We start from the raw sequence: 4,174 nt of genomic DNA, 5'->3' as shown, positions 1-4,174 counted from the left end.
GTGTAGGAACGGCCGAAATCGAGGCTGAGCAGGCCGCCTGCCCAGTGCAGGTAGCGCAGCAGCAGCGGCGCGTTCAGCCCCATCTGGTTGCGCAGCAACTCCACCTGGTCGGCGCTGGCATTGAGGCCCAGCATCAGGCGCGCCGGGTCACCGGGCAGGACCTCCATGACCGCGAACACCACCATCGAGGCCAGCACCAGCGTGAGGGCCGCGATGATGAGGCGCTTTACGAGGTAGGCGGTCATGGGAAGCGATCGGGCGATCGCGCCGGGCTCAATCCGTCCACTTCACCTTGGTGAGATCATCCGCCTCGATCGGCCAGTTCGTCCACATGCCCTGCAGCTTGGCGTCCCACACACCGATCTTGGGCAGCTCGAACAGGTAGACGGCGGGCACGTCGTGCGCGAGAAACTTCTGCGCCTCGCCCAGCAGCTCCAGCCTCTTGTTCTTGTCGACCGTGGTGCCAAGCGCCTTGATCACATCGTTGAACTTCGGGTTGTCATACTGGAAATAGTAGCCGGGCCGCGAATAGATATCGATGTCGTTGGGCTCGACGTGGGAAACGATCGTCAGGTCGTAGTCCTTGTTGGTGAAGACCTGGCTCAGCCACTCCGCCCATTCGACGGGAATGATCTGCAAATCGACCCCGATCTCCTTCAGCTGGGACTGAATCACCTGGCCGCCGTCGCGTGCGTAGGGCACGGGCGGCAGCTTGATCGTGGCCGAGAAGCCGTTCTCCAGCCCCGCTTCCTTCAGATACGCCTTGGCCTTGGCGGTGTCGTGCGGATAGACGCCGGTGAGATCGACATAGCCCGCGTCGCCTGGCGAAAAATGAGAGCCGATCGGCTTTCCAAGACCGTTCGAGGCGGCTGCGATGATGGCATCGCGATCGATCGCCGAGGCAAGGGCCTGCCGCACGGCCAACTTGTCGAAGGGCGGCTTCTTGTTGTTGATCGACAGGATCGTCTCGCCCTCGGTCGAACCGATCACGACACTGAAGCGCGGATCGGACTGGATCTGCCCGAGCGCGTCCTGTGCGGGCATGTTGGCGAAAGCCTGGATGTCGCCCGAGAGCAAGGCGGGGACGGCCGCGGCCACGTCGGGGACGATACGGAATGTCGCCTTGTCGAGCGCGGCGGCTGTACCCCAGTAGTCCGGGTTCTTGACGAGCGTGATCTCGGAACCCTTGGCCCAGTGATCGAGCTTGAAGGGACCGGTGCCGATCGGCTTGTCCTTGTTGCCGTCGGCCGACCCCTTCGCCACGATCACCGCCGCAACCTGGCCCATGTCGTAAAGGAAGCTGCCCTGCGGCCCGTCGAGAGTGACCTTGACGGTCGCCGGATCGACCACCGTGACATCGGTGATGTGGGCAAAGAGCGGCTTTTGCGGATTGAGCGAATCCTTGGCACGCGCACGATCCAGCGAGAATTTCACGTCGTCGGCGCTGAAGGCCGAGCCATCGTGGAACTTCACGCCGGAATGCAGCTTGAACGTGTAGGCCTTGCCGTCGTCGGAGACTGCCCAGCTCTCGGCGAGAGCTGGCTGAACCTGGCCGTTGTCGTCGATCCGCGTCAGCCCTTCAAAGACATTGGCATAGGTGACTTCGCCGATGGCCGCGGCCGCGCCGGCGGTTGGATCGAGATGTGGCGGCTCGAGCACGATGCCGAGCGTGAGGTCGGTGCGCGCGGCAAAGGCCGAGGTGGCGGGGGCAAGCGACAGCACAGCCGCGGCCAGGATGGTCTTCCACAGTCTCATCGCTGAACTCCCATTGCTCAAACATGCTCAAGCTGGCGGATAGAAGCGTGATTTGGCGCGCGAGTAAATTGCGTTTCGTGCTGCCGGGCGGCGCAAGGCGGAATGTTTTTGCCCATTAGCCGGTCGTGCCGCGCAAGAGCACATTGAGGCCGATCGCCATCACCTTGGCCGATTCCACCATGTCGGCGATGCCCACCCATTCGTCCGGCCTATGCGCGAGGTCGAGAATGCCCGGGCCATAGGCGATGCAGTCGTAGAGGTGGCCGAGGCGCGCGACGTGCTTCTGGTCGTAGGTGCCGGGCGAGATCACATAGTCGGGTTCGCGGTCGAACACCTCCATGATGCCCTTCGCGACGGCCTTCACCACTGGCGCGTCGCGCTCGGTCATCAGCGGCAGCACCTCCATCAGGTCGCGGATCTCGTAGTCGAATTTCTTGCGCTCGCGTTTCAACCGCTCCAGGATGCCGGTGACCTCGCCTTTGACGGTGGCGATATCCTCTTCGAGCAGGAAGCGCCGGTCTATGGTGAGCCGGCACCAATCCGGCACGTTGGGCGAGGGAAGCCCCGGCCGGAAATCCTCGGTCTGGCCGCCATGGATGGAATTGATGTTCATGGTCGAGCGCCGGGCGCCTTCCGGCACCACCGGCATGCGCGTCATCTTGCGGTCGAGCGCCGGGAACAGTTCTTGCTCGAAAGCCTGCAGGAGGGCGCCCATATGGCGCACCGCATTGTCGCCGAGGAACGGCATCGAGCCATGCGCGATCTCGCCCTTGGTCTCGATCTCGGCCCACCAGACGCCGCGATGGCCGAGGCAGATGCGGTCCTTGTTCAAGGGCTCCGGGATGATGACGTGGTCGACCTTCGGCTTGGAGAAATAGCCGAGCCTGGCCAGATGGGCGACGCCGCCGAAACCGCCGGATTCCTCGTCTGCCGTGCCCGAGATCTCGATGGCGCCGGGAAAGCCGGGATAGGCTTCCATGAAGGCTTCGACGGCGATGACCGAGGCCGCCAGGCCGCCCTTCATGTCGCAGGCACCGCGGCCATAGACCCTGCCGTCCTTCACCACGCCGGCAAAGGGATCGACGGTCCAGCCGTCGCCGGCCTCGACGACGTCGATATGCGAGTTGAAATGCACGCAGGGGCCGGGCGAGCGGCCGTCGAGGCGGGCGACCACGTTGACGCGTGGATAGCGGTCGCTGTCGCCAGGCGCGCCCTCGGCACGGATGAACTCGGTTTCGAAGCCGAGTTTCTTCAGGCGCTCGCCCAGGAACTCGGCGCATGGCCGGTAGGCTTCGCCCGGCGGATTGACGGTCGGGAAGCGGATCAGGTCCGCGGTCAGCGCAACCAAGTCGTCTGTCCGGTCCTCGACCGCCCCGAGAAGTCGCTCATTCATGCGAAGTCGTTCACTCATTCGGTGGATTGAAGAAGGAACGCAGCACTTTTGCAAGCAACCAGTCGCACATTGCCACACGACGATCGGGGAATGGCCCAACGCTCGCGCTTAAACTTCAGAGGGTGCGTGTCGAGGCGGCAACTATGCCGGGAAAATCGTTCAAATTCATCGGATTGGATTGGCGGATTCGTCAAGGAGTGTGTGGTACTTAACGCATCTGCCGGCAAAAAGATGGAAAAACCGCGTCAATGGCAGGGGCAATCAAAGGGGTTTGATCGCATGAAAAAGTTCGTTCTCATGGTAACCGTGCTGGCGACAGCGTTGTTCGGCGTGTCCGTCGCAAGCCGGGCAGCCAATCTGGTCGCCAATATCGACGTCTCGTCGCAGACCATGACCGTCAGCAAGTATGGCCAGGTGCTCTACCGCTGGAGCGTGTCGACGGCGCGGCCTGGCTATTTCACGCCGCGCGGCAGCTACCGGCCGCAATGGACTGCTCGGATGTGGTATTCGCGCAAGTATGACAACTCGCCAATGCCCTATTCGGTGTTCTTCCATGGCGGCTACGCCATTCATGGCACCGGAGCGGTGAGACATCTCGGGCGCCCGGCGTCGCATGGCTGCGTACGCCTGCATCCGGCCAACGCCGCGACCTTCTACACGATGGTCAAGGAAGTGGGCTTCGGCAACACGCGGATCGTTGTGACCAACTGATTGCGATAAGGCCGCCCAGTTATTGGTCAGCTGCCGCCTTCGCCTGTCGGCGCTTGCGGCGGCGGCCGCTGATTTCCCAACGCTTGTGGAACCACATCCATTGTCCTGGATCCTCGCGCACCCAGCGCTCGACCACATCGGTGAGCAGCTGGGTGGTGGCGTCGACATCGACGCTGCCCTCTTCGGTGCGCGGGAAGTCCAGCTTGTCCTCGATCTCAAGACGAAAGCGGTTGCCCGGCAGCCTGACGCAGCGGGCGGGGTAGACATCGCAGTCATAGTGGCGGGCAAGCATGCCAAGCATCGGGGTGGTCTGGC

Annotated in this window: 3 protein-coding genes and 2 pseudogenes; 1 reads left to right on the top strand and 4 read right to left on the bottom strand. The window is 63.1% G+C overall.

Annotation, left to right across the window (positions count from 1 at the left end):
* The 3 genes and pseudogenes from EOA24_RS29260 to EOA24_RS29250 all read right to left on the bottom strand — a co-directional run.
* Positions 1-245, bottom strand: a pseudogene (locus EOA24_RS29260) (ABC transporter permease); the annotation flags it as partial.
* Positions 246-273: 28 nt separating this feature from the next.
* On the bottom strand, positions 274-1,755 hold the full coding sequence (locus tag EOA24_RS29255) for an ABC transporter substrate-binding protein (RefSeq protein ID WP_126082207.1): 1,482 nt from the start codon (positions 1,753-1,755) through the stop codon (positions 274-276).
* Between the two features lie 115 nt (positions 1,756-1,870).
* Positions 1,871-3,148: an acetylornithine deacetylase/succinyl-diaminopimelate desuccinylase family protein gene (locus EOA24_RS29250; protein WP_126082208.1), complete on the bottom strand. Its 1,278-nt coding sequence runs from the start codon at positions 3,146-3,148 to the stop codon at positions 1,871-1,873.
* A 279-nt stretch (positions 3,149-3,427) separates the two neighbouring features.
* Here EOA24_RS29250 and EOA24_RS29245 point away from each other — a divergent pair, with 279 nt between their 5' ends.
* Positions 3,428-3,859, top strand: coding sequence for a L,D-transpeptidase (locus EOA24_RS29245; protein ID WP_126082209.1), 432 nt, complete (start codon positions 3,428-3,430; stop codon positions 3,857-3,859).
* Between the two features lie 19 nt (positions 3,860-3,878).
* Here EOA24_RS29245 and EOA24_RS29240 read toward each other — a convergent pair.
* Positions 3,879-4,174 (bottom strand): annotated as a pseudogene (locus tag EOA24_RS29240) (lipid A biosynthesis lauroyl acyltransferase); the annotation flags it as partial.

The organism is Mesorhizobium sp. M2A.F.Ca.ET.039.01.1.1, assembly GCF_003998035.1.
Classification (GTDB): domain Bacteria; phylum Pseudomonadota; class Alphaproteobacteria; order Rhizobiales; family Rhizobiaceae; genus Mesorhizobium.
Note: the sequence above shows the minus strand (reverse complement) of the source record. Positions and strands in the feature narration are given on the sequence as shown.

Coding starts and splice junctions, on each gene's coding strand:
- EOA24_RS29255 (WP_126082207.1), bottom strand. CDS start 1,755: ATGAGACTGTGGAAGACCATCCTGGCCGCGGCTGTGCTGTCGCTTGCC.
- EOA24_RS29250 (WP_126082208.1), bottom strand. CDS start 3,148: ATGAATGAGCGACTTCTCGGGGCGGTCGAGGACCGGACAGACGACTTG.
- EOA24_RS29245 (WP_126082209.1), top strand. CDS start 3,428: ATGAAAAAGTTCGTTCTCATGGTAACCGTGCTGGCGACAGCGTTGTTC.